Here is a 23,508-nt window from a genome sequence, read left to right on the forward strand (position 1 = left end):
GTAGGTAACCAACCATCCTTTCGGCCGGATGTCAAGGCTCGCCGCGACATGCGGTGCCCGCGTCCCGGCCGGACGCCCCCGAGGTCAGCGCGAGGCGGGCCCGCGACCCGCAGGCGGACCGGACGGGACCGCAGGCGCCGCGGCGTCCGCCGGCCGCTCCCGCTCCCACCACGCGGCGAGCGCGAGCACCCGGAGATCCGCGAACCGCGGGCCCGCGACCTGCAGCGCGATCGCGCGACCGTCGGCGGTCGTGCCGGAATTGATGCTCACGGCGGGCTGCCCCGACATGTTGTAGGGCACCGTGAACGCGATGTGCGCCATGCCGAGGTCCTCCTCGCCCCACGGCATCGGGCGCTCGGCCGGGAACGCGGCCATGGGCGCGACGGGCGAGAGCACGGCGTCGAACGGCGCGGTCGCGAGCACCGTGCGGTGGCGGAGCTCGCCGACGTCGTCGTACGCGGCGAGCGCGGCCGTACCGGAGACCTCGCCGCCCGGTGCGACCCACCGCGCGATGTAGGGCAGCACGCGGGCGCGCGCGGCCGGCGCGAGCTCGTCGTACGTGCGACGGAACCGCACGCGCCAGAAGCGGTCGGCCTGGCCGAGCAGCCCGTCGTCCATGAACGGCGAGAGCTCGACGACCTCGGCACCGGCCGCGGCGAACCGCTCGGCCGCGGCGCGCACGGCGGCCGCGATCTCCGGGTCGACGGGCAGGCCCGCCCCGGCGTCGGTGTGCACCGCGATCCTGAGCCCCCGCACCTCGATGCCCGGGTCGACCCAGTCGAGCGCCTCGTACGGCAGCGCGGTGTGGTCGCGCACGTCGGGCCGGGTCACGACCGCCATGGCCGCGGCGAGGTCGGCGACACGGCGCCCGATCGGACCGCCGACCCGTCCGAGGTAGGGCGGATCGATCGGCACGCGCCCGGCGCTGGGCTTCAGCCCCACGAGCCCGAGCCAGGCGGCGGGGAACCGGATCGAGCCGCCGATGTCGGTGCCCAGGTGGATCGGTCCGATGCCGGCAGCCGCGGCCGCGCCGGCGCCGGCGCTCGATCCGCCGACCGTGAGCGCCGGATCGAGCGGGCTCCGCGTGACGCCGTGCAGGCTCGAGACGCCCGAGGAGAGCATGCCCCAGTCGGGCATCGTGGTCGAGCCGAGGATGACGGCGCCCGCCTCGCGCAGTCGCGCGACGATCGGCGAATCGACGTCGGGCACGACCGGTGCGGATGCCGCGGAGCCCGACCGGGCCGCGACGCCCTCGCGCAGCATGTTCTCCTTCACCGTGACCGGCACCCCGTCGAGCGGGCCGAGCGGCGCACCGCGGGCGAAGCGCTTCGCGCTCGCCGCGGCATCCGCCCGCACCGCGTCGGGATCGTGGTCGGAGAACGCGTTCACGACCGGTTCGAATCGGGCGATGCGGGCGAGCGCGTCCTCGGCGATCTCCACGGGCGTGGTCGCGCCGTCGCGGTAGGCAGCCGCGAGGTCCGCCGCCGAGGCGGTCGCGTCGACGGTCGGCGCGGCGGGGTCGGGGGCGGATGGCGAGGCGCTCGTCACCTGCTCACCTCACCACATCGCGGGGCGGCTGCACAGGGTCGGATCGGGACTGAACCCGGGCGCGCGTCACACGGCCGTCGCCGACCGGCGCGCGAGCGGCATCCGGACCCTGCCCTGCGCCAGCAGGATGCCGGCCATCACGACGAGAGCCCCCGCCGGCTCGTTCCACGACATCGGCTCGCCGAGCACGAGCACGCCGAGCGCGACGCCCACGACCGGCGTGACGTACGTCACGGTCGACGCGTTCGTGGGGCCCCAGTCGCGGATGACGCCGATGTTCCAGACGTACGCGAGGCCGGTGCCGAGGATGCCGAGGACGGCGAGGCTCGCCACGACGGGCAGGTCGAGTTCGACCGGGCCGACCGCGAGGACCGGGGTGAGCAGCAGCATGACCGCGGCGCCCATGCCGACCTGGAGGAACGCGAACGTCGTCTGGGCGATCGGCCGACCGCTCAGGAACCGACGCGTGTAGCCGAACATGATCCCGTAGCACGCGGTCGCGCCGAGGCACGCGAGCTGGCCCGCGAGGCTCCCGCCGAGCTCGGCGGCCCAGGGCGCGATGATGACGACGACGCCGGCGATGCCGACGAGCACCCCGAGCCAGCGCGACGCGTCGAGCTTCTCGACCCGGAACGCGAGCGTGGCCGCGACGGCCGTCATGATCGGCGTCGTCGCGTTGAGGATCGACGCGAGGCTCGAGGTCACCGACTGCTGCGCCCACGAGAACAGCAGGAACGGGATGACGCATCCGAGCACGCCGATCACGAGGAAGTGGAGCCAGACGATCGGCTGCCGGGGGAGGACGGTACCGCCCGCGACGCGCGGGCGCGCGATGAGGACCACCAGGCCGAGCGTGAGCCCGCCGAGCACCGTGCGCGTCCATGCGACCTGCGTGAACGAGATGCCGGTCAGCGCGACGGCCATGAAGAGGAAGCTCGCGCCCCAGACGAGGCCCGCGGAGAGGAACTGCACCCAGGTGCGGACGCCGCCGCGGCGCGGGGCGGGGCCGGTGGCGGATGCCGCGGCGGCGGCGGTCGCGGGGGACGCCGCCGATGCGGTCGGCGAGCCGGTGGATCGTGTGGTCACCCGGTCACGCTACGTCGCCCGCCGTCCCGCCGGGAGTGCGCGGCGACGCGATGTCCGGAACCCGCCGAACGTTGGCAGGGCGGATGCCACCCGTGCCGTTCTCGAGGCTCCCGCCTAGGCTGGGCGCCATGACCACCCACTTCGACGTCATCGTCCTCGGTGCGGGTCCCGGCGGCTACGTGGCCGCCATCCGCGCCGCCCAGCTCGGCCGCAAGGTCGCCGTGATCGAGGAGAGGTACTGGGGCGGCGTGTGCCTGAACGTCGGCTGCATCCCCTCGAAGGCGCTGCTGCGCAACGCCGAGCTGTCGCACATCTTCCACGCCCAGGCCCAGACCTTCGGCATCTCCGGCGACGTGCACTTCGACTTCGGCGCCGCGTTCGACCGCAGCCGCCAGGTGTCGGACAAGCACGTCAAGGGCGTGCACTTCCTCATGAAGAAGAACGGCATCACCGAGTTCGACGGCCGAGGCTCGTTCACGGGGCCCAACGCGATCGACGTCGCGAAGGCCGACGGCACGGTCGAGAACCTGACCTTCGACAACGCCATCATCGCGACGGGCTCGAGGGTGCGCCTGCTGCCCGGAGTCGAGCTGTCGGAGAACGTCGTCACCTACGAGTCGCAGATCCTGACGCGCGAGCTGCCCCGATCGATCGCGATCGTCGGCGCGGGCGCGATCGGCATGGAGTTCGCGTACATCATGCGCAACTACGGCGTGGAGGTGACGGTGATCGAGTTCCTCGACCGCGCGCTGCCGAACGAGGACGCCGAGGTCTCGAAGGAGATCACGCGCCAGTACCGCAACCTCGGCGTGCCGATCCTCACCTCGACGAAGGTCGAGACCGTCACCGACGAGGGACCGCAGGTCACCGTGACGTACACCGGATCCGACGGGCAGCCCGGCTCGCTCGTCGTCGACAAGGTGCTCATGGCCGTCGGCTTCGCGCCGAACGTCGAGGGCTTCGGGCTCGACGCGACCGGCGTGCAGCTCACCGAGCGCGGCGCCATCGCGATCGACGAGCGGATGCGCACGAACGTGCCGCACATCTACGCGATCGGCGACGCCACCGCGAAGCTCATGCTCGCGCACGTCGCCGAGGCGCAGGGCGTCGTCGCCGCCGAGACCATCGCCGACGCCGAGACCATGGAGCTCGGCGACTACCGGATGATGCCGCGCGCCACGTTCTGCTCGCCGCAGGTCGCGTCGTTCGGCCTCACCGAGCAGCAGGCCCGGGACGAGGGCCACGACGTGATCGTGGCGAAGTTCCCGTTCACCGCGAACGGCAAGGCGAACGGCCTCGGCGACCCGGTGGGCTTCGTGAAGCTCGTGGCCGACAAGGCCCACTACGAGCTGCTCGGCGGCCACATCATCGGCCCGGATGCCTCGGAGCTGCTGCCCGAGCTCACGCTCGCGCAGAAGTGGGACCTCGGCGCGCTCGAGCTCGCCCGCAACGTGCACACGCACCCGACCCTCTCGGAGGGCCTGCAGGAGGCGTTCCACGGTCTCGTGGGGCACATGATCAACATGTAGCGCGGCGCGGCATGTAGCGCGGCGCGGCGCATGCAGCGCAACGGGGGCGGATGCCGGGCTCGAGGCCCGAGGCATCCGCCCCCGTCGTGCCGGCGACGAGGTCGTGGGCAGGCGGTCCCACCCCGTCGCAGTCGTCCCGGCGGCCGCCTCCGCTTCCCGGACGGGAGCGGCCGCCGGAGTCTCTCCTAGTGGCTCACCGCCTTCTCGGCACCGAGGCCGGTGAGCGAGCGGACCTCCATCTCGGCCTGCTTCTCGGGGCTCTCGACGGTCTTGTCGAGCTTGCTGACGATCCATCCGAGGAGGAAGGCCAGCGGGATCGAGACGATGCCCGGGTTCGACAGCGGGAAGATCGCGAAGTCGATCGCCTCGGTCTTGAGCATCGACGTCTCGGAGCCCGAGACGACCGGCGAGAAGACGATCAGCACGATCGCCGAGATCAGGCCGCCGTACATGCTCCAGAGGGCGCCCTTGGTCGTGAAGCCCTTCCAGAACAGCGAGTAGACGATCGTCGGCAGGTTCGCCGACGCGGCGACCGCGAACGCGAGCGCCACGAGGAACGCGACGTTCTGCCCGTTCGCCCCGATGCCGCCGACGATCGCGACGACGCCGATGATGACCACCGTGCGACGCGCGACCTTGACCTCGGCGCCCGGCTCGGGCTTGCCCTTCTTCACGACCGACGCGTAGATGTCGTGCGCGAACGAGGCGGCCGCGGTGATCGTGAGGCCCGCCACGACCGCGAGGATCGTCGCGAACGCGATCGCCGAGATGAGGCCGAGCAGGAACGGACCGCCGAGCGCGAACGCGAGCAGCGGTGCCGCCGAGTTGGGTCCGCCCGGGGCGGCGGCGATGACCGCGGGGCCGACGAGGGCCGCCGCGCCGTAGCCGAGCACGAGCGTGAACACGTAGAAGATGCCGATGAGCCAGATCGCCCAGACGACCGACTTGCGGGCCTCCTTCGCGGTCGGGACCGTGTAGAAGCGCATGAGCACGTGCGGGAGGGCCGCGGTGCCGAGCACGAGCGCGAGGCCGAGCGAGACGAAGTCGATCTTGCTGATCTCCGAGACGCCGTACTTCAGGCCCGGGTCGAGGATCGCGGGGTTCTCCGCCACGGCGACGGCCTTGTCGAGCAGCGCCGAGAAGTCGAACCCGTTGAGCGCGAGCACCCACACCGTCATGACGCCGGCGCCGGCGATGAGCAGCACGGCCTTGATGATCTGCACCCAGGTCGTGCCCTTCATGCCGCCGACGAGCACGTAGAGGATCATGAGCGCGCCGACCACGGTGATGACGACGGCCTGGCCGACCTGGTCGCCGACCCCGAGGAGCAGCGACACGAGGCCGCCCGCGCCCGCCATCTGCGCGAGCAGGTAGAAGAAGCACACGACGAGCGTGGTGGTCGCCGCCGCGATGCGGACGGGGCGCTGCTTGAGCCGGAACGACAGCACGTCGGCCATCGTGAACTTGCCCGTGTTGCGCAGCAGCTCGGCGACGAGCAGGAGCGCGACGAGCCAGGCCACGAGGAAGCCGATCGAGTAGAGGAACCCGTCGTAGCCGTTCAGGGCGATCGCCCCGACGATGCCGAGGAACGACGCCGCCGAGAGGTAGTCGCCGGCGATGGCCGAGCCGTTCTGGCCGCCCGTGAACGAACGCCCGGCCGCGTAGTAGTCGGCCGCGGTCTTGTTGTTCCGGCTGGCGCGGAAGACGATGACCATGGTCACCGCGACGAACGCGGCGAAGATGGCGATGTTGAGCCAGGGCTCGCCCGGCGAGGTGGTGGCCGCTTCGAATCGGAACATCAGCGCACGACCTCCTCGGACTCGGCGCCGAACACGCCGGTCTCGATCTCCTCGCGGATCTGCTCCGATCGCGGGTCGAGCCGCTTGTTGGCGTAGTGGACGTACCACATCGTCACGGCGAAGGTGGTGACCACCTGCGCGAGGCCGAGCACCATCGCCACGTTGACGCTGCCGAACACGCGGGTCGACATGAACTCGACCGCGTAGACGGCCAGCAGCACGTAGGCGAAGTACCAGACCAGGCACGCCGTGAGGACGGGGAAGACGAAACTGCGGTGGGTCCTGCGGAGTTCCTGGAACTCCGGGGATTGCTGAACGGAGCGGTAGTCGACATGACTCAGGTCGACTTCCGCACTCAGGGCGTCGTTGCCCATGGCGTCTCTCCTTCGAGGGGATGCGGCACGGGCTCGGCCCGCTCCGCTGCGGTCGCAATGCGTCCATGCTGACCTCGCGGATGCCGCGCCGGGGGCCTCGACCGCTCGTCGTCGGCGAGCGGCGCCGACCGTGCGACGAACGGCGCGGGGCGACGACGAACGACGGCTACAGTGACGTGCATGCCCGAGTCGATGCTGCTCGCCGCCGCTGCCGGCGTCGTGGCGGGCGCGCTCGCGGTGGGCGTCGTGGTGCTGCTCCGTCGCCTCGCGGTGCAGTCGAAGGACCTCGGCACCGATGCCGAACGGGCGACCTACGAGACGCTGCACCTCGCATCGCGCGCGGCCAAGCACCTGCGGGGCGACATGACCGAGGCGGATGCCGCGCGCGCGGCGCGCCACCTCCGGGCGCTGCTCGGCGCCGACACGCTCGCGCTCGTCATGACGGGCGGCCCGGTCGCGGTCGACGGCGACGAGACGCTCGTCTCCGCCGCGGAGCGGCTCGCCGAGGAGGCCGTCGGAAGCGGGCGACCCCGGGTCGAGCGGCGCGTGCCGACCCCGTCGGGTGAGGCGGATGCCGCGGCCGCGCCGATCCTCGCGGACGGCGTCGCGGTCGGCGCGGTCGTCGCCTTCGCCGGGCGGGTGCGCGCCGGGCTCGTGCGCGCGACGGGCGAGGTCGCCGAGTGGGTCGCCGCGCAGGTCGAGCTCGGCGAGCTCGACGCGTCGCGGGCGGCGCTCGCCGAGCTCGAGGTGCGCGCGCTCCGCGCGCAGATCAGCCCGCACTTCATCTACAACTCGCTGAACGCGATCGCGTCGTTCATCAACACCGACCCCGCGAAGGCGCGCGAGCTCGTCCTCGAGTTCGCCGACTTCACGCGGTACTCGTTCCGCCGTCACGGCGACTTCACGACCGTCGCCGAGGAGCTGCGATCGATCGACTCCTACCTGAAGCTCGAGCGTGCGCGCTTCGGCGACCGGCTGCGGGTGACGCTGCAGGTCGCCCCCGAGGTGCTCTCGACCGTCATCCCGTTCCTGTCGATCCAGCCGCTCGTCGAGAACGCCGTGCGTCACGGCCTCGAGGCCAAGGAGGGCGGCGGCCGCATCACGATCACCGCGGAGGACCGCGGCGCGTTCGCCGAGATCACCGTGGAGGACGACGGCGTCGGCATCGACCCCGAGGTCGCCGCGGAGGTGCTCGCGGGCGGCACGCCGGGCGAGCACGTCGGCCTCCGCAACGTCGACGCGCGTCTCCGGCAGGTGTACGGCGACGAGCACGGACTCGTCGTGGAGACGAACATCGGCGCGGGCACGCTGGTCCGCATGAGCGTGCCGAAGTCGCAGCCCGGTCGCTCCGCGGCATCCGTCGACGCCCGGCCCGGCCGGCCCGCCGAGCCCGATGGGAGACTGGTGCCGTGATCTCGGTCCTCATCGCCGACGACGAGCAGCCCGCAGTGGACGAGCTCGCGTACCTGCTCGGCCAGGATCCCCGGATCGGCGTCATCCACCGCGCGACCTCCGGCGCCGAGGCCATCCGGATCCTCACGCGCGAGCCGGTCGACGCGGCGTTCCTCGACATCCACATGCCGGGCCTCTCGGGCTTCGACCTCGCCCGCGCGCTGCAGCGCTTCGAGCGCCGGCCCGCGTTCGTGTTCGTCACGGCCGACGAGGAGGGCGCGCTCGAGGCCTTCGACCTCGCCGCCGTCGACTACCTGCTGAAGCCGGTCCGCACCGACCGGCTGCATCGCTCGGTCACGCGGGTCGTCGAGTCGATGGGGCAGAGCCAGGCGGCGGATGCCGCGCCCGGGCGCCCGGAGATGATCGCCGTCACGCTGGGCGGCACGACCCGCATGATCCGCCGCGACGACGTGCGGTACGTGCAGGCGCAGGGCGACTACGCGCGGCTGCACACCGACGAGGCGAGCTACCTCGTGCGCGTGCCCATGTCCGACCTCGAGCGGCAGTGGGCGGATGCCGGCTTCGTGCGCGTGCACCGCTCGTACCTCGTCGCGCTCCCCCACGTCACTCGCGTCCGGCTCGGCGGCGACCGGCCGACGATCGTGGTCGGCCAGGCCGAGCTCCCGGTCAGCCGACGCCTGCTGCCCGGGCTCCGCGAACGACTCGAGGCGGCGACGCCGCGGGCGCGCCCGTGAGCGCGGGGCCGCCGGGCACCGAGGACCCGGCCGCAGAGGCGGGTGGCCGAGCAGGACGCGAAGCGCCCGCATCGAGACCACCCCGCGTGCGCGTCACCGCACGCGGCGCCGCCGGCCCCGCGGCATCCGACCGTCGCCCCGCCGCGCGCACCCGCACTCCCGGCACCGACACCGGACCGACCGACATCCACTCGGTCTACGTGCGCTCGCTGATCCGGTCGCAGCTCCGACTCGCGCTCATCTGCGCCGCCGGCTTCGTGCTCGCGACGCTCGTCTTCGTCGGCGTCATCGCGTTCGCGCCCGCGCTCGACGGCACGTTCGTCGCCGGCGTGCCGGTGTCGTGGCTGCTCCTCGGCTTCGGCGTGTACCCGCTCGCGATCAGCGTCGCAGCGCTCTACGTGCGGGCCGCGTCGCGCAACGAGGCCCGATACCGCTCGCTCGCGGAGGACGCGTGAACCCCGCGATCGGCTACACCGCGATCGTCGCGGTGTCGCTCGCGTCGGTGCTGATCGGCTTCTACGGGCTGCGGATCTCGCGCACGACGAGCGACTTCTACGTCGCGAGCCGCACCGTGCGACCGTGGTGGAACGCGTCGGCGATCGGCGGCGAGTACCTCTCGGCGGCGTCGTTCCTCGGCATCGCCGGGCTGATCCTGCTCACCGGGTCGGGCGGCATGTGGTTCCCGATCGGGTACACGGCGGGGTACCTGATGCTGCTGCTGTTCGTCGCGGCGCCGCTCCGGCGCTCGGGCGCCTACACGATCCCCGACTTCACCGAGGCGCGGCTCGAGTCCCTCGCCGTGCGGCGCGTCACGAGCGTGCTGGTCGTCGTCATCGGCTGGCTCTACATCGTGCCGCAGCTGCAGGGCGCCGCGCTCACGGTGCGGATCACCACCGGCCTGCCGAGCTGGGTCGGCTCGGTCGCCGTCGCCGCGCTCGTCGCGATCGTCGTCGCCTCGGGCGGCATGCGCTCGATCACGTTCGTGCAGGCGTTCCAGTTCTGGCTGAAGCTCGCGGCGATCGCCGTGCCCGTCGTCGCGCTCCTCCTCGTCACCGGCGCGGTCGAGCCAGCCCTGCCGCCGGCCGAGGCGTTCCCGGCCGCCGACGGGCCGGGCTCGCTCGATGTGTACCGGACCGTCTCGCTCATGGTCGCGCTGCTCCTCGGCACGCTCGGCCTGCCGCACGTGCTCGTGCGCTTCTACACGAACCCCGACGGCCCGGCCGCTCGGCGCACGACCGTCATCGTGCTCGTGCTGCTGTCGGTGTTCTACGCGTTCCCGACGCTGTTCGGCCTGCTGGGCCGGGCCTTCGCACCCGACCTCGCGACGCCGGGCGACGCAGACGCGCTCGTGCTCGTCCTCCCCGACCGGCTCCTGCCCGGGGTGTGGGGCGACCTGCTCACCGCGCTCGTCATCGGCGGCGCGTTCGCCGCGTTCCTCTCGACGTCGTCGGGTCTCGTGGTCTCGGTCGCGGGCGTCATCTCGCAGGACCTCCTCGGCGGCAGCGTGCGCGGCTTCCGCATCGCGGCGTTCGCGTCGACGGCCGTGCCGCTCGTGGTCGCGTTCGCGACCGAGTCCGCCGGCCTCGCGGGGAGCGTCGGCCTGGTGTTCGCGTTCACCGCGTCGACGCTGTGCCCGGTGCTCATCCTCGGCATCTGGTGGCGCGGCCTCACGGCGCGCGGCGCCATCGCGGGCATGGCCACCGGCGCGACGCTCTCCGGAGCGGCGATCCTCGGCGGCGCCCTCCTCACGGCGGCGGCGCCCGCCATCCGCCCCCTCGTCGAGCAACCGGCCGCCTGGACGGTGCCGATCGCGGTGCTCGTCACCGTGCTCGTCTCGCGTGCCGACCGGCGACGGATGCCGCGTGGCACCGACGCGTTCCTGGCGCGGTTGCACCTGCCGGAGCGCGACCGGGGCTGAGAAAGCGCTCGGACTAGCCGGCTCGGGCCGGCCCCGACAGCTCCACGGGCCGGTTCTCCCACGCGGCCAGGCGCTCCTCGAGGCCCGCCCGCACCACCGGCCAGTCGTCGACGAGGATCGCGTACACCGCGGTGTCGCGCCACGAGCCGTCGGGTCGGCGCATCGCACGACGCTGGATGCCCTCGAAACCCGCCCCGAGCTTCGCGATCGCCGCGCGGGAGCGCGCGTTGACCGCATCCGCCTGCAGCCGCACCCGGCCGAAGCCGTGATCGAACGCGAGGCCGAGCATGAGCAGCTTGACCTCGGGGTTCACGGCCGTGCCCCAGACCCGCGGATCGAACCCCGTCCAGCCGATGTGCGCGGCCTCGTTCGGCAGGTCGAGGTCGCCGAGCTTGGTCGCACCGACGATCGTGCCGTCGTCCGGCCCGCCGCGGAGGCGCACCGCGAACGGGATCGCGTCGGCAGCGGGCGTGTACGACGCCCGCGCGAACCGCTCGAACGCCTCCTCATCGACGGGGAACCCGGACGGGCCGCCGCCGAAGCCGCCGGCGAACACCTCGGGCCGGCCGATCGCCGCGCGGAGCGCCGGGATGTCGTGCTCGGCGAGCGGCGTCAGCGCCACGTGTCGGCCTTCGAGCGTGTGAACCAGTGGGCGGACGGCGGGCACCGGCCCAGTGTCGCACAGTCGGCGACTGCGAGTCCGCCGAGAAGCGGTCGCGCACTCCTTCCGGGACGAGTGCGAGCCGACGTACCATGTGCGCGGCGGTTCGCCGCCGCACGACACCGACGTCGAACGAGGAGGGGACGCGATGGGGGCGCTGGACGACCTCGCGAAGAACGCACAGGACTTCGTGGAGCAGAACAAGGACAAGATCGACGAGGCGTTGAACAGCGAGCAGGCCGAGGACATCAGCGACAAGGTCCTCGGTGCCGTCGCGGACGCCGCGAAGAAGGTCACGCCGGACGAGCACGACGCCAAGGTCGACGAGGTGCGCGCCCACATCGACAAGTCGATCGGCACGGAGCCGTAGGCCCGACCGCACGATCGCGATACGAGGGGCGGATGCCGCGTGGCATCCGCCCCTCGTCGTGTCTCGCGGGCCCCGGTGAGCCTAGTCGAGCAGGTCGTGCAGCTGCACGATCTCGTCGCGGCCCGGACCGACGCCGATCGCCGAGAACCGGGCGCCCGACATCGCCTCGAGCTCGCGCACGTAGCTCTGCGCGTTCGCGGGCAGGTCCTCGAACGCCCGCGCGCCCGAGATGTCCTCGGTCCAGCCGGGGAACTCCTCGTAGACGGGCTTGGCGTGGTGGAAGTCCGACTGCGAGACCGGGACCTCCTCCATGATCACGCCGTCGACGTCGTACGCGACCGCGACCGGGATGCGGTCGATGCCGGTGAGCACGTCGAGCTTGGTGAGCACGAAGTCGGTCACGCCGTTGATGCGCGCGGTGTAGCGGGCGATCGGGGCGTCGTACCATCCGGTGCGACGACGGCGACCGGTGGTCGTGCCGAACTCGTGGCCCTGGTCGGCGAGGAACTCGCCCCACTCGTCGAAGAGCTCGGTCGGGAACGGCCCGGACCCGACGCGCGTCGTGTAGGCCTTGACGATGCCGATCACGCGGTCGATCCGGTTGGGGGCGATGCCCGACCCGGTGACGGCACCGCCCGAGGTCGCATTCGACGACGTGACGAACGGGTAGGTGCCGTGGTCGACGTCGAGCATCGTCGCCTGGCCGCCCTCGAAGAGCACGGTCTCGCCGGCCTCGAGCGCGCGGTGCAGCAGGAGCGAGGTGTCGGTGACCATCGGGCGGAGCCGCTCGACGTAGCCGAGCAGCTCGTCGACGACCTCGTCGACGCCGATCGCGCGACGGTTGTAGACCTTCAGGAGGAGGTGGTTCTTCTGGTCGAGCGCGCCCTCGACCTTCTGCCGCAGGATGTTCTCGTCGAAGAGGTCCTGCATGCGGATGCCGACGCGGTTGATCTTGTCGGCGTAGCTCGGGCCGATGCCGCGGCCGGTCGTGCCGATCTGGCGCTTGCCGAGGAAGCGCTCGGTGACCTTGTCGAGCGTGCGGTGGTACTGCGTGATCACGTGCGCGTTCGCCGAGATCTTCAGCTGCGACGTGTCGACGCCGCGCGACTCGAGGCCTTCGATCTCCTCGAAGAGCACCTCGATGTCGACGACCACGCCGTTCGCGATCACCGGCGTGACGCCGGGCGTGAGGATGCCGGAGGGCAGCAGGTGCAGGGCGTACTTCTCGTCGCCGACGACGACGGTGTGCCCGGCGTTGTTGCCGCCGTTGAACTTGACCACGTAGTCCAGGCGCGAGGAGAGCAGGTCGGTCGCCTTGCCCTTGCCCTCGTCGCCCCATTGTGCCCCGATCAGCACGACTGCGGGCATGTCAGTCCTCTCGTGCCGCACCCGGCGCGGCGGATTCGTCGGACGGGTCGCCCGCAGTCGCCTCGGGCGACGGGACGGGCGGCAGGGGATCCGTGATGACGCTGATGACCTGCGTCGGCGTGAACTCCGACGCGATGCGCGCGGGTGCCTCGGCGTCGGCCGCTTCGAGGTCGGATGCCGCGCGCGCGGCGCGCTCGTCGAGCCCGAGCCGGCCGGCGGCGCGTCGCTCGGCGTCGAGCGCGCGCAGGTAGGCACGGTTCGGCTCCTCGGACCAGGCGACGGGCTCGCCGGGCGTCCAGCCGTCCGCCTGGAGCTGGACGCGGGCGAGGTCGACCGCGACGACGGCGTACGCGAACGCGTCGAGCGCGCGGCCCTCGGAGTCCGCCTGGTCGGCCAGCTCGGCCCACGCGAGGGGCGAGGACGGGTGGTCGGCGACGACTCCGGCGACCGACGCCCGGTCGGCTTCGCTCAGGGCCCGCCTGACCTCGGGTTCGTCGGCGAGCACCGCCTCGGCCTCCGGTCGCGTCTGTTCCTGAGTCACACTCAACCGTAACGCATGGGGTTTCCGGGCTCCGGGAGATCGTGCCGCCACCCGGGGAGCACGACGGGCTGCACCCCGGCGAGCGCGGGACCGAGCCCGAGATCGACGAGCACCACGCGTCCGACGAGCTCGACCGCCGGACCGAAGAGGAGCCCGGCCTTCACCGCGCCCATGGTCACGGTGACGTCTGCGGGCAGCACCGTGGGATCGGGCACGCGGCCGTCGTCGGGTGAGATCCCGCTCGGCAGGTCCACGGCGACGACGAGCGGATGGCGCGGGCCCGCGCCCGTGCGCTCGGCCCACTCGGGTCCGAGCAGCTCGAGCACGCGCGCGACGAGCTCGCGGCTCCGACCCCGCAGCGCGGGGCTCGCGGCCGCGCCGATCCCGAGGATGCCGTCGACGATCACGTCGGCCGTGCGCACCGCGGCCTCGAACCCGGCCGGGTCGGCGTCCGGGTCGAGGTCCGTCGCGCCGGCGCGGTGCGCGGCCGCGCCGCCCTCCTCGTGCAGGCGCGACCCGGTCGCCACGATGCCCACGTCGGCGCCGCGCTCGGCGAGGTGCGCGCCGGCGAAGAGCGCGTCGCCGCCGTTGTCGCCGGAGCCGGCGAGCACGACGACGAGCGGCCGGTCGCGCGCGGCCGCGCCCGCGGCATCCGCCCTGTCCGTCGCGGCGATCGTGCCGCCGAGCGCCGCGCCCGCGGCATCCGTCGCCGTCTTCGATGCCGGCGGCGTGGTCGCGACCAGGCGCGAGATCTCATCGGCGAGTGCGAGCGCCGCGCGCTGCATCAGCGGTTCGCCGGCCTCGAGGAGCGGCCGCTCCGCGGCGCGCACCTGCTCGGCCGTGTAGCCGTGGCGAGGGGACGGCCCGGTCGCGCGGGCATCGACGTCCATGCGCCGAGCCTACGCCGTGGCATCCGCACCGCACCGTTCTCAGGACCGGAGCGGTCCGTTCTCAGGAGAGACACGCCGTCGCGTGCGGCGACACGCCGAGAAATTCCTGAACAGGATCGATGCGCGAGCGGGATCGATTGACATTCGATAGATAGTGCGCGATATTCGACACATGCTCTCGCTCGATCGCGTCATCCTCCCGCTCCGCGTCCTCATCGTGCTCGTCTTCGTCGGACTCGTCGTCGCTCAGGTCATGAGCCTGCCCGGCGAGTTCGGGCAGCAGGCGCGGGAGGCGCCGGAACTCGGCGCCGCGCCCTGGATCCTCCTCGCGTTCGGGATCCTCGAGATCGTGTGCGTGCAGGTCGTGCTCGTGTGCATCTGGCGGCTGCTCGGCCTGATCAGCGCCGACCGGATCTTCAGCGAGAAGGCCTTCGTCTGGGTCGACGTCCTGGCCTGGACCATCGTCGTGGCGTGGCTGATGCTCGTCGGGGTCGCCGCGTGGCTGATGACGGTGTTCCTCACGACCCCGGAACTGCGGGACCCGGGCAACGGCGTCCTCCCCGTCGGGCTGGTGCTCATCGGCGGAGTCGTCGTGCTCGTCGTGATCGTGCTCCGCGCGCTCCTGCATCAGGCGGCCGCGATGCGCAGCGACCTCGAAGAGGTGATCTGATGCCGATCGTCGTGCGCGTCGACGTGGAACTGGCGAGGCGGAAGATGAGCGTGGGCGAGTTCGCGGATCGCGTCGGCCTGACGCCCGCCAACGTCGCCGTATTGAAGAACGGCCGTGCGAAGGCGGTGCGTTTCAGCACCCTCGACGCGATGTGCCGAGTGCTCGGCTGCCAGCCCGGCGACCTGCTCGAGTGGGTGCCCGACGAGCCGATGCCATCCGGCTGAGCGGCCGACGGCTCGGCGGCGGAACGCCGCCCCGGGGGGCGAAGAGGGGCCGGGCCCGGACGGACCCGACCCCTCACGGTCGCTGCGTCAGCGGGTCACCGGACCACGTTGAACGCGTTGACGTTGCCGGCTCCGTAGAAGCCGTTGCGCTCGCCTCCCGTGCAGGTCGCGGGGTAGCCGGGGCGCGGCTCGTAGACGCCCTCCGGGCACTCCAGCGCGGTCGCGGTGCGCTCGAGGAACGACGCGAGCTGGCCGACCTTCATGTCGGGGTGCGCCGAGAGCGCGAGCGCCGCGACGCCGGCCGCGTGCGGCCCGGCCATCGACGTGCCCTGGGACCAGCCCCAGCCGCCCGGGACGGTCGAGAGCACCGCGTCGGTGATCGTCGACGAGGCCCCGCCGGTGCGGAAGCGCGTGTCGCCGCCCGGCGCCGTGACGTCGACGACGCCCTGGCCGTACGACGAGTAGTAGCTCTTCTGCTCGGTCGGGCCGACGGCCGAGACCGTCACGACGCCGGGCGCCTCCGCCGGCAGGTCCCGGCACGCGCCGTTGATCTCGCGCGTCTCGACCTCGCCGCTGCCGTCGTTCGGGCTGCCGTCGTCGATGAACTTGTGCTGGAGGTCGACGTTGCTGTTGCCGGCGGACGCGACCGTGAGGGTGCCCTTCGACTGCGAGTAGCTCAGAGCGCGCTGCACGGCCTGCCAGACCGGACGCTGGCGCGGGTCGTTCACGCAGTTGAACTCCCACGGGTCGATGTAATAGCTGTTGTTCGTGATCGGCATGCCGTGATCGGCGGCCCAGAGGTAGGCGCAGATCGCGGCCTCGGGGTAGATGAAGCCCTCGTCGCTCACGACCTTCACCGAGGCGACCTTGACGCCCGGTGCGACGCCCGCGATGCCGACGCCGTTGATGGCCGCGGCGATCGTGCCGGCGACATGCGTGCCGTGCGACGAGGTCGTGTTCTTCCACGCGGCCGGGTCGGTGTCGACGACGCCGCCGAGGCACGAGGCGCTCTGGTCGAACGCGACCTGCGACGCGAGGTCGGGGTGGGTCCAGTCGATGCCCGAGTCGAGGACGCCGACGACGACCGACGAGTCACCCGTCGTCACGGCGTGCGCCTCGGGCACGTCGATCTGCTCCATGTCCCACTGGTTGGACCAGAGCGGCTCCGCCGTCGGGTCGCCGGTGGCCTCGACGCCGGCCGAGTCGACGGTCTCGAGGATCTCGTCCTCGATGAGCGTCGTGCCGAGCCCCTCGGTCGAGGCGACCGACTGGACGCCACCTCCGAGGACGGCCGTCTCGAAGGCGGTGTTCGTCGACGACGCGACGAGCACGCCGATCTGGTCGTAGCTCGCGACGACGGTGCCGCCGGCCGCCGCGACGCGCTTCGCCGCGGCCGTCGTGTTCGCGCCCTGCGGCGCGAGCACGAGGTAGGTGCTCTCCGGGCCGGCCGCGGCGGCGGGGGCGACGAACGCCGTCCCGACCAGGCCCACGGCCAGGGCGACGGCGGATGCCGCGCCGATCACCTTGTGGTTCCTCATGGTGTCTCCGTTTTCGTGTAGGGAGGTTCCCGTCGGACGAGTCGGCCGACGGTACGGCCGGTCCAGTGGATGCGACGCGACGCAGCGACGGTGGTGCCGCGTGGCCGGATCCGGCGAGCCTATCCACGACCCCCGACCGGGGGATAGCCCTCTCCGGAAAGCGTGCGGCCGGGACCCGGGCACCACGCGTCATCCGCGTCGTCGCGCGCGCATGCGCGCAAGTAGGCTGGTCGGCATGTCGAAAGTCCTCTCGAGCCTTCCCGTCGGCGAGCGCGTCGGCATCGCCTTCTCCGGGGGTCTCGACACCTCCGTGGCGGTCGCCTGGATGCGCGAGAAGGGCGCCGTCCCCTGCACCTACACCGCCGACCTCGGCCAGCCCGACGAGCCCGACGTCGAGGCGGTGCCCGGCCGTGCGCTCGAGTACGGCGCCGAGATCAGCCGGCTGGTCGACGTGAAGACCGCGCTCGTCGAGGAGGGCCTCGTCGCGCTGCAGTGCGGCGCGTTCCACATCCGCTCGGGCGGGAGGACGTACTTCAACACCACGCCGCTCGGCCGTGCGGTCACGGGCACGATGCTCGTGCGAGCGATGATGGAGGACGGCGTCGACATCTGGGGCGACGGCTCGACCTACAAGGGCAACGACATCGAGCGCTTCTACCGCTACGGCCTCATGGCCAACCCGCGCCTGCGCATCTACAAGCCCTGGCTCGACAGCGCCTTCGTGACCGAGCTCGGCGGCCGCACGGAGATGAGCGAGTGGATGCAGGCGCGCGACCTGCCCTACCGCGCGAGCGTCGAGAAGGCGTACTCCACCGATGCGAACATCTGGGGAGCGACCCACGAGGCCAAGAAGCTGGAGGATCTCGACGCGGGCGTCACGATCGTCGAGCCCATCATGGGCGTGCGCTTCTGGGACGAGTCGGTCGCGATCGCAGCCGAGGACGTGTCGGTCCGGTACGACCAGGGCCGGCCGGTGGCGCTGAACGGCGTCGAGTTCGACGACCCGGTCGAGCTCGTCCTCGAGGCCAACCGCATCGGCGGACGCCACGGGCTCGGCATGAGCGACCAGATCGAGAACCGCATCATCGAGGCGAAGTCGCGCGGCATCTACGAGGCGCCGGGCATGGCGCTGCTGCACATCACGTACGAGCGGCTGCTCAACGCGGTGCACAACGAGGACACGGTCGCGAACTACCACAACGAGGGCCGTCGGCTCGGTCGCCTCATGTACGAGGGCCGCTGGCTCGACCCGCAGTCGCTCATGCTCCGCGAGTCCATCCAGCGCTGGGTCGGCTCCGCCGTCACCGGCGAGGTCACGCTGCGCCTGCGCCGCGGCGACGACTACACGATCGTGGACACCGAGGGCCCGGCGCTCAGCTACCACCCCGACAAGCTGTCCATGGAGCGCGTCGGCGACCAGGCGTTCGGCCCGGAGGACCGCATCGGCCAGCTGACGATGCGCAACCTCGACATCGCCGACTCGCGCGCGCGCCTCGAGCAGTACGCCGCGCTCGGCATCGTGGGCGGCGCGACCGCGCAGCTCGTCGGCGAGATCGCCGCTGGCCGGGCGGCGGAGATCGCCGCGGGCGAGGTCGAGACGGCGCTCGATGCGGCGACGGATGCCGCGAACGAGGCCGCCGCGTTCGACCTCGGCACCGACTGACGCGCTCTCGTCGCGCCTCGCCCCCTCGGAGGTGCGACGTCGGCCGTGCCGGGCGTGCAGAACTCCGGCGAGCCGCCCGCCGAGTGAGCCGAAGGTGCTGACACGGCCGTGCGGCCGGTGCCATACTCGGGCATCGGCACGCACGGGCTCCGTGCTGCGGAACTGCGCGACCGTTCGGGGAGGCTTCGCGATGCACGACCGTATCGACCGTCAGGATGACCGGGCATGAGCGGCGGGGAGTGGGCCGCCGTCGTCGGCGGCCTCGTGATCCTCGTCGACCTCGCGATCCGCATCACGGCGCTGATCATCATCCCGCGCGATCGGAAGCCGACAGCGGCGATGGCCTGGCTGCTCGCGATCTTCCTGATCCCCTTCGTCGGCATCCTGCTGTACCTCGTCATCGGCAACATCCGACTGCCGAAGCGACGGATGGAGCGGCAGGCCGAGGCCGACCGCATGATCGCGGAACGGGCCGACGAGGTCGACCTCATCGCCGACCATGACGCCTGGCCCGCCTGGTTCGACACCACGGTCGCGCAGAACACCCGGCTGACGGGCCTCCCCGCGACCTCCGGCAACCGCGCGAGCCTGATCGACGACTACCAGGGCTCGATCGACGCCATGGCGGCGGACATCGCCACCGCGAAGCGCTTCGTCCACGTGGAGTTCTTCATCGTCGCGCTCGACGACACGACCCGCGGCTTCTTCGCGGCCATGGAGGACGCCGTGCGACGGGGCGTCCGCGTGCGGCTGCTGATGGACCACATCGCGTCGTCGAAGGTCCCATTGCACAAGGCGACCGTCGAGGAGCTCGACCGGATCGGCGTCGAGTGGCACTACCTGCTTCCGGTGCGGCCGTTCAAGGGCGAGTGGCAGCGACCCGACCTCCGCAACCACCGCAAGATCGTCGTCGTCGACGGGCTGGTCGGGCACACGGGGTCGCAGAACCTCATCTCCCGCGACTACGACTCGGAGAAGAACCGCAAGCGCGGGCTCATGTGGCAGGAACTCGTGGCCAGGGTCACCGGTCCGGCCGTCGCCGAGCTCAACGCGGTCTTCCGCTCGGACTGGTACGCCGAGACGGGGGAGGTGCTCGGTGCGGACGCGAACGTCCCGGCGGACGAGTTGCCGATCGACACCTCGGCCGACGCGCTCGACTGCCAGGTCGTGCCGAGCGGACCGGCGTTCGAGAGCGAGAACAACCTCAGGCAGTTCCTCACGCTGGTGAACTCGGCGCAGGAGCGCGTCATCATCACGAGCCCGTACTTCGTGCCCGACGAGGCGATGGTCTACGCGATCACGTCGGCGAAGCTCCGCGGGCTCGACGTCCAGTTGTTCGTGTCGGAGATCGGCGACCAGGGCGGGGTCTGGCATGCGCAACGCTCGTACTACCGCGCACTGCTCACCGCAGGGGTCCGGATCTGGCTCTACCCGGGGCCGTACATCCTGCACGCGAAGCATCTCTCGATCGACGACGACGTCGCCGTCATCGGCTCGAGCAACATGGACATCCGGTCGTTCGCGCTGAACTTCGAGGTCACGCTGCTCGTGCGCGGTGCACCGTTCGTCGCCGGCATGCGCGAGGTCGAGCAGAGGTACCGCGACCTCGGCCGCGAGCTCACGCTCGAGGAGTGGGAGCGCGAGCCCGCGTCGCGGACGTTCCTCGACGGCATCGCCCGGCTCACGTCGGCGCTGCAGTAGCCGACCGCGCGACGGCGGTGACGGATGCCGCTACGCCGGCGTCTGCTGGTGCGCAGCCACGTGCCACGCGCCGTCGTCGTAGAGGTAGGTCGTCGACATCCGGAGGTCGGCGACCTCGTCGCCGCGCCGTGCCGTCGCGCGGTAGGCGAGGATGCCGGCGCGGTCGCCGAGTCGCACGATGGCCGGCTCGTGGATCTCGTACGCATCCCACGGCGGCGCGCTGCGGAAGGCCGCGATCACGTCGTTCCGCCCGAGGACGGCGCCCTCGACGATCATGAGCGCGTCGCGGGTCATGGCGCGGGCGTAGTGCTCGCCGCCGTGGCCGTCGAGGATGGCGCGCCATCCGGTGTGCTCCTCGTGCAGGAGCCGGGCGGGAAGATCGTCGGTGATCTCGGTCATGACCGCCACGCTACGCCTACATCCAGTTCCGCCGCTTGAAGACCACGTAGAGCGCCGCCGCGAACGCGGCCATGCCGATGAGCGCGAGCGGGTAGCCGAGCGGCGAGAAGAGCTCGGGCATGTACCGGAAGTTCATGCCGTAGATCGAGGCGATGAGCGTCGGCGCGAAGATGATCGCCGCCCAGCTGGAGATCTTCTTCACCTCCTCGCTCTGCTTCAGGCTCGTCTCGGTGAGGCGTTGCATCTCCTCGTTCTGACGCTGCGTGACGAGCGCCGAGTGCACGGCGAGCGCGTTCTGCAGCAGCTGCCGGAACGACTCGCCGCGGTCGACGATGCGCAGCACGTGGTCGTCGGCGTCGCGCAGGTAGCGCTGCAGCTCCAGGTCGACGCCGTACTTCTCGAAGCCGCGCTCGAGCGCCTCGAGGATCCCGACGATGGGCTTCGTCGCGCGCTGGAAGTCCATGACCTCGGCCGCGAGGTCGTAGATGCGGCGCGTCACGGCGGGATCGCCGTCGAAGAGCTGCTGCTCGATCTCGTCGATGTCGTTCTCGAGGCCGGCCACGACGGGCGCGTACTCGTCGACGACCTCGTCGATCACCGCGTACAGCACGGCCTCGGGGCCGCGCGCGAGGAGCTCGGGCGTCCCCTCGAGACGGCTGCGCACGCGCGCCAGGTCGGGCGACTCGGCGTGCCGGATGGTGATGGCGAACCCCGGCCCGACGAACACGTGCAACTCGCCGAACTCCACCTGCTCGACGTGGTCGAGGTAGCGCGCGGGCTTCAGGACCGCGAAGAGCGTCTGGCCGTAGCGCTCGACCTTGGGTCGCTGGTGCCCCTTCCGTGCGTCCTCGACGGCGAGGTGGTGCAGGCCGAACTCGACGGCGACGGCGTCGAGTTCGGCGTCGGTCGGCCGGTAGAGGCCGATCCAGGCGAAGCCGCCGTGGCGCTCTCGCGTCTCGAAGGTCTCCTCGAGCGAGGCCGGCGTGGCGACGCGTCGCCCGTCGCGGTACACCGCATTGTCGATGATCGGCACGGGATCAGTCTCGACCCGGCGGCGCCGCGGTACGCGAATGGCGCGCCGCCTCCGTCAGTGCGTGACGGCCCAGCGACTCCGGTCGGGCGTCGCGCGCGAGCGGACGAGGACCCCGGACGCGAGCCCGAGCCGCGCCTCCGCGACGGCGAACGCGATGCGGTCGGCCTCCGACTCGTCGATGAGCCCGAGCGCGTGGTGCTGCACCGCGACACCGTCGATGAGCGCGGTCAGCATGCGCGCGTCGGCGTCGGGGTCGGCACTCGTCCCGTCGCCGGCGGCGACGATGCGGCGGATGATGCCCGCGAGGCGGGCGTCCGACTCGCGGTGATGGCGCGTGAGCGAGGCGTGCAGCTCGGGATTGCGCGGGGCCTCGCTCCACGCGTCGATCCAGACGAAGTAGTGGTCGCGCGGAGTCGTCGAGAGCCAGTCGGCGAGCGCGGCGATCGGCTCGAGCCGGGTCGCGAGCTCTTCGTCCTCGGCGGCCTCCGCGAGCACGGCGGCGTCGAACGCCGCGGCGACGAGCTGCTCGCGCGTCGCGAAGTAGTGGCGGATGAGACCGTGCACCACGCCGACCTCGGCGGCGACGTCGCGGAGCGTGACGCGCGCGAAGCCGTCGCGGGCGACCAGGCGCAGCGTCGCGGCGATGATCTGCTCGCGCCGTTCGGCGGGGTCGAGTCGGGTGGCCATCCCCCGATGCTAGGCCGTCTTGTCCGCGCGGCCAATGCGGGCGTCACGGATGTCGCGGCACGCGGCGCACGTCGGCGCAGCGCGCCGGCGTGGCAGGTCGGGTGCAGCGCGCCGGCGTGGCACGTCGGCGCAGCGCGTCAGCGCCGTGCGTGCCGGCGCGCCCACTCGTGCATGACGATCGCCGCGGCCGCGCTCGCGTTGATCGACCGGGTGGATCCGTACTGCGTGATCTCGACCACGCGATCCGCGGCCGCGATCGCCTCGGGGCTGAGTCCCGGCCCCTCCTGTCCGAACAGCAGCACGCAGCGCTCCGGCAGCTCGACGCGGTCGACGGGCTCCGAGCCCTCGACGTTGTCGACCGCGACGATCGGCAGTCCCTCGGCCGCCGCCCACGCGGTGAAGTCCGCGACATCCGGATGGTGCATCAGGTGCTGGTAGCGGTCGGTGACCATGGCGCCGCGGCGGTTCCACCTGCGGCGGCCGATGATGTGCACGGTCTCGGCCGCGAACGCGTTCGCGGTGCGCACGATCGAGCCGATGTTGAGGTCGTGCTGCCAGTTCTCGATCGCGACGTGGAACGGATGCCGCCGGGTGTCGAGGTCGGCGACGATCGCCTCGAGCGACCAGTACCGGTAGCGGTCGACGACGTTCCGGCGATCGCCGTGCTCGAGCAGTTCGGGGTCGTATCGCGGGTCGTCGGGCCAGGCCTCGCGGCCGCCCGGCCAGGGCCCGACGCCGTGCAACGGGAGCTGCGGCTCGTCGTGCGCGGGGTCGTCGGCGCCCGGCGCGCCCGACGCGGCCGGCGCGCCGGCGCCATCCGCCCGTTCATCGCTCACCCGCACCACGCTAGTCGCCGCGCCGGGACGCGACGACGCGGGCCCGGCACCGCCGGACCCGCGTCGGATCGGATCGATCAGGTCATTCCTCGAACGAGATGTTGCCGCGGCACGCGATGCCCGGGCTCGGCGCGAAGGCCTTGCCACCGGCTCGCACGATCTGGCCGTAGCTCTGCACGTGGCCGCCGGTGATCTCGTCGTCGTCGAAGCCGGGCGGGTTGCCCTCGACGTCGTCGGGTACGTCTCGACCGGACCAGGCGCACTCCGAGCTCGCCTTGTACGCGCCGGGTATCGCCTCGCCCTTGCCGTTGTACTCGCCCGCGAACGCCGCTCCCGCGCCGCCCCCGAGCACGAGTCCGAGCGCGACCGCGCACCCGATGACCGCTCGTTTCATGTGCCACCTCCGGTTGATGCGACGGCCTCGGTTCGGATCGCGCCCGGTCCACGGGCGTGCGGGTCGTCTCCGAAGTGAAAGGTACTCCTCCGGTTCACGGCGGCAACACCCCGAACAGGGGGCGCTTTCGGC

General features: G+C 72.1%; 24 protein-coding genes. 10 read left to right on the top strand and 14 right to left on the bottom strand.

Annotation, left to right across the window (positions count from 1 at the left end):
• Window positions 1–84: 84 nt before the first annotated feature.
• Window positions 85–1,548: an amidase gene (locus tag ACULK2_RS16090; RefSeq protein ID WP_445968132.1), complete on the bottom strand. Its 1,464-nt coding sequence runs from the start codon at window positions 1,546–1,548 to the stop codon at window positions 85–87.
• Between the two features lie 66 nt (window positions 1,549–1,614).
• A complete protein-coding gene (locus ACULK2_RS16095; protein WP_445968131.1) occupies window positions 1,615–2,634 on the bottom strand; it encodes a DMT family transporter in 1,020 nt (339 codons plus the stop codon).
• A gap of 128 nt (window positions 2,635–2,762) precedes the next feature.
• Here ACULK2_RS16095 and lpdA point away from each other — a divergent pair, with 128 nt between their 5' ends.
• Window positions 2,763–4,163, top strand: coding sequence for a dihydrolipoyl dehydrogenase (lpdA, locus tag ACULK2_RS16100; protein WP_445968130.1), 1,401 nt, complete (start codon window positions 2,763–2,765; stop codon window positions 4,161–4,163).
• 185 nt (window positions 4,164–4,348) lie between these two features.
• On the opposite strand, the gene ACULK2_RS16105 is transcribed toward lpdA, so the two are convergent.
• Together ACULK2_RS16105 and ACULK2_RS16110 are read right to left on the bottom strand one after the other, a co-directional pair.
• On the bottom strand, window positions 4,349–5,962 hold the full coding sequence (locus ACULK2_RS16105) for a monocarboxylic acid transporter (RefSeq protein ID WP_445968129.1): 1,614 nt from the start codon (window positions 5,960–5,962) through the stop codon (window positions 4,349–4,351).
• A complete protein-coding gene (locus ACULK2_RS16110) occupies window positions 5,962–6,336 on the bottom strand; it encodes a DUF485 domain-containing protein (RefSeq protein WP_445968128.1) in 375 nt (124 codons plus the stop codon). Before ACULK2_RS16110 ends, ACULK2_RS16105 begins: the two co-directional genes overlap by 1 nt.
• A gap of 180 nt (window positions 6,337–6,516) precedes the next feature.
• Here ACULK2_RS16110 and ACULK2_RS16115 point away from each other — a divergent pair, with 180 nt between their 5' ends.
• The 4 genes from ACULK2_RS16115 to ACULK2_RS16130 all read left to right on the top strand — a co-directional run bounded on the left by ACULK2_RS16115 (window position 6,517) and on the right by ACULK2_RS16130 (window position 10,401).
• Window positions 6,517–7,749 (top strand): sensor histidine kinase, encoded by a 1,233-nt coding sequence (locus ACULK2_RS16115; RefSeq protein ID WP_445968127.1) that lies wholly within the window; start codon window positions 6,517–6,519, stop codon window positions 7,747–7,749.
• Window positions 7,746–8,483, top strand: a complete 738-nt coding sequence (locus ACULK2_RS16120; RefSeq protein ID WP_445968126.1) for a LytR/AlgR family response regulator transcription factor — start codon at window positions 7,746–7,748, stop codon at window positions 8,481–8,483. The genes ACULK2_RS16115 and ACULK2_RS16120 overlap by 4 nt, the downstream gene beginning before the upstream one ends.
• Window positions 8,484–8,569: 86 nt before the next feature.
• Window positions 8,570–8,938 carry a DUF485 domain-containing protein gene (locus ACULK2_RS16125; RefSeq protein WP_445968125.1) on the top strand — a complete coding sequence of 123 codons (369 nt, stop codon included), beginning with the start codon at window positions 8,570–8,572 and terminating at the stop codon, window positions 8,936–8,938.
• Window positions 8,935–10,401, top strand: a complete 1,467-nt coding sequence (locus ACULK2_RS16130) for a sodium/solute symporter (RefSeq protein WP_445968124.1) — start codon at window positions 8,935–8,937, stop codon at window positions 10,399–10,401. The genes ACULK2_RS16125 and ACULK2_RS16130 overlap by 4 nt, the downstream gene beginning before the upstream one ends.
• A 13-nt stretch (window positions 10,402–10,414) precedes the next feature.
• On the opposite strand, the gene ACULK2_RS16135 is transcribed toward ACULK2_RS16130, so the two are convergent.
• Window positions 10,415–11,023: a GNAT family N-acetyltransferase gene (locus tag ACULK2_RS16135; RefSeq protein WP_445968123.1), complete on the bottom strand. Its 609-nt coding sequence runs from the start codon at window positions 11,021–11,023 to the stop codon at window positions 10,415–10,417.
• Between the two features lie 187 nt (window positions 11,024–11,210).
• On the opposite strand from ACULK2_RS16135, the gene ACULK2_RS16140 reads away from it, so the two are divergent.
• On the top strand, window positions 11,211–11,432 hold the full coding sequence (locus ACULK2_RS16140; RefSeq protein WP_445968122.1) for a hypothetical protein: 222 nt from the start codon (window positions 11,211–11,213) through the stop codon (window positions 11,430–11,432).
• Between the two features lie 81 nt (window positions 11,433–11,513).
• Here the strand turns inward: ACULK2_RS16140 and ACULK2_RS16145 are convergent, their stop codons facing one another.
• Genes ACULK2_RS16145 through ACULK2_RS16155 form a run of 3 tightly spaced genes read right to left on the bottom strand, consistent with a single transcriptional unit; the run spans window position 11,514 to window position 14,231 of the window.
• A complete protein-coding gene (locus ACULK2_RS16145; RefSeq protein ID WP_445968121.1) occupies window positions 11,514–12,800 on the bottom strand; it encodes an adenylosuccinate synthase in 1,287 nt (428 codons plus the stop codon).
• A gap of 1 nt (window position 12,801) precedes the next feature.
• The gene (locus ACULK2_RS16150; protein WP_445968120.1) at window positions 12,802–13,341 is read right to left on the bottom strand and encodes a DUF3151 family protein; all 540 of its coding nucleotides are present in this window, start codon (window positions 13,339–13,341) and stop codon (window positions 12,802–12,804) included.
• A 2-nt stretch (window positions 13,342–13,343) separates the two neighbouring features.
• Window positions 13,344–14,231 carry an NAD(P)H-hydrate epimerase gene (locus tag ACULK2_RS16155; RefSeq protein ID WP_445968119.1) on the bottom strand — a complete coding sequence of 296 codons (888 nt, stop codon included), beginning with the start codon at window positions 14,229–14,231 and terminating at the stop codon, window positions 13,344–13,346.
• Between the two features lie 172 nt (window positions 14,232–14,403).
• On the opposite strand from ACULK2_RS16155, the gene ACULK2_RS16160 reads away from it, so the two are divergent.
• Both ACULK2_RS16160 and ACULK2_RS16165 read left to right on the top strand, forming a co-directional pair.
• Window positions 14,404–14,901, top strand: coding sequence for a DUF2975 domain-containing protein (locus ACULK2_RS16160; RefSeq protein WP_445968118.1), 498 nt, complete (start codon window positions 14,404–14,406; stop codon window positions 14,899–14,901).
• Window positions 14,901–15,125, top strand: a complete 225-nt coding sequence (locus ACULK2_RS16165; protein WP_445968117.1) for a helix-turn-helix domain-containing protein — start codon at window positions 14,901–14,903, stop codon at window positions 15,123–15,125. The genes ACULK2_RS16160 and ACULK2_RS16165 overlap by 1 nt, the downstream gene beginning before the upstream one ends.
• 95 nt (window positions 15,126–15,220) lie before the next feature.
• Here ACULK2_RS16165 and ACULK2_RS16170 read toward each other — a convergent pair whose 3' ends face one another.
• Window positions 15,221–16,663 (bottom strand): S8 family peptidase, encoded by a 1,443-nt coding sequence (locus ACULK2_RS16170; RefSeq protein ID WP_445968116.1) that lies wholly within the window; start codon window positions 16,661–16,663, stop codon window positions 15,221–15,223.
• Between the two features lie 235 nt (window positions 16,664–16,898).
• Between ACULK2_RS16170 and argG the strand changes: the two genes are divergently transcribed.
• Complete coding sequence (gene argG / locus ACULK2_RS16175) at window positions 16,899–18,326, top strand: argininosuccinate synthase (RefSeq protein ID WP_445968115.1); 1,428 nt, start codon at window positions 16,899–16,901, stop codon at window positions 18,324–18,326.
• Between the two features lie 225 nt (window positions 18,327–18,551).
• Entirely contained in the window at window positions 18,552–20,027 is a 1,476-nt protein-coding gene (gene cls / locus ACULK2_RS16180) for a cardiolipin synthase (RefSeq protein WP_445968114.1), read from the top strand.
• 30 nt (window positions 20,028–20,057) lie between these two features.
• Here cls and ACULK2_RS16185 read toward each other — a convergent pair whose 3' ends face one another.
• The 5 genes from ACULK2_RS16185 to ACULK2_RS16205 all read right to left on the bottom strand — a co-directional run bounded on the left by ACULK2_RS16185 (window position 20,058) and on the right by ACULK2_RS16205 (window position 23,376).
• Entirely contained in the window at window positions 20,058–20,426 is a 369-nt protein-coding gene (locus ACULK2_RS16185; RefSeq protein ID WP_445968113.1) for a nuclear transport factor 2 family protein, read from the bottom strand.
• A 16-nt stretch (window positions 20,427–20,442) separates the two neighbouring features.
• Window positions 20,443–21,459 carry a magnesium and cobalt transport protein CorA gene (locus ACULK2_RS16190; RefSeq protein ID WP_445968112.1) on the bottom strand — a complete coding sequence of 339 codons (1,017 nt, stop codon included), beginning with the start codon at window positions 21,457–21,459 and terminating at the stop codon, window positions 20,443–20,445.
• A 54-nt stretch (window positions 21,460–21,513) separates the two neighbouring features.
• Window positions 21,514–22,146: a TetR/AcrR family transcriptional regulator gene (locus ACULK2_RS16195; RefSeq protein ID WP_445968111.1), complete on the bottom strand. Its 633-nt coding sequence runs from the start codon at window positions 22,144–22,146 to the stop codon at window positions 21,514–21,516.
• 137 nt (window positions 22,147–22,283) lie between these two features.
• Entirely contained in the window at window positions 22,284–22,889 is a 606-nt protein-coding gene (locus tag ACULK2_RS16200) for a TrmH family RNA methyltransferase (RefSeq protein ID WP_445968223.1), read from the bottom strand.
• A gap of 175 nt (window positions 22,890–23,064) precedes the next feature.
• Complete coding sequence (locus tag ACULK2_RS16205; RefSeq protein WP_445968110.1) at window positions 23,065–23,376, bottom strand: hypothetical protein; 312 nt, start codon at window positions 23,374–23,376, stop codon at window positions 23,065–23,067.
• Between the last annotated feature and the right edge of the window lie 132 nt (window positions 23,377–23,508).

The organism is Agromyces molybdatiresistens (assembly GCF_052748445.2).